At 64.7% G+C, this 632-nt stretch carries 2 protein-coding genes; both read left to right on the forward strand.

Going from position 1 to position 632, the window contains the following annotated elements:
* Positions 1–203 (forward strand): hypothetical protein (locus JMF90_RS40555; RefSeq protein ID WP_236598166.1); only part of this gene is annotated, 203 nt, incomplete at its 5' end.
* Positions 204–235: 32 nt separating this feature from the next.
* Positions 236–632, forward strand: a 397-nt coding sequence (locus JMF90_RS39525; RefSeq protein WP_201326595.1) for a LysR family transcriptional regulator, incomplete at its 3' end; no start/stop codon positions are given.

Consider the following 632-nt stretch of genomic DNA (forward strand, 5'->3'; position numbering starts at 1 on the left):
CGCAGTGCGTGCGTCGGGCTTCATTGCGTTGCGTCATGTCGGGGCTCCTGTCGGGTCGCGCGGAAGAAGGCCGATTTTCGCTCACCGTGCGAATGAACGCACGCGGCCTCGGCGGCGCCATGAACGCACTGGCCGATAGTCAGTATCGGCCCAACGCACACCATCGTCCCTCCACCGCTTTGGTACCATCCGTCGATCGGTAAAAATCGAACCGGAAGACACGAGGCGCGACTTCATGGACTTGTTGGCGACGATGCGCATCTACGTGAGGGTCGTGGAGCGCGGCACGATGTCCGGCGCGGCGCGGGATCTCGACATGGGCCAACCGGCCGTCAGCGAGCGCATCGAGAAGCTCGAAAAGCATCTCGGCACGCGGCTGCTGATGCGCAGTGCACGCACCCTCGCGTGCACGGAGGAAGGCCGGATTTTCTACGAACGCAGCAAGGCGCTGCTCGAAGCGGCCGAGCTGGCCGTTGCGTCGGTGTCGAAGACGGCGCATGCGCTCGACGGCACGATCCGGCTCGCGGCGCCGCAATGTTTCGGCGAGGTCGTGCTGCCGGGCGTGCTGATGCAGATCCGCACCGCGTATCCGAAGCTGCACATCGACCTCGTGCTGAACGACGATATCGTCG

Source organism: Burkholderia sp. E168m23 (assembly GCF_016586125.1).
Classification (GTDB): domain Bacteria; phylum Pseudomonadota; class Gammaproteobacteria; order Burkholderiales; family Burkholderiaceae; genus Burkholderia; species Burkholderia orbicola.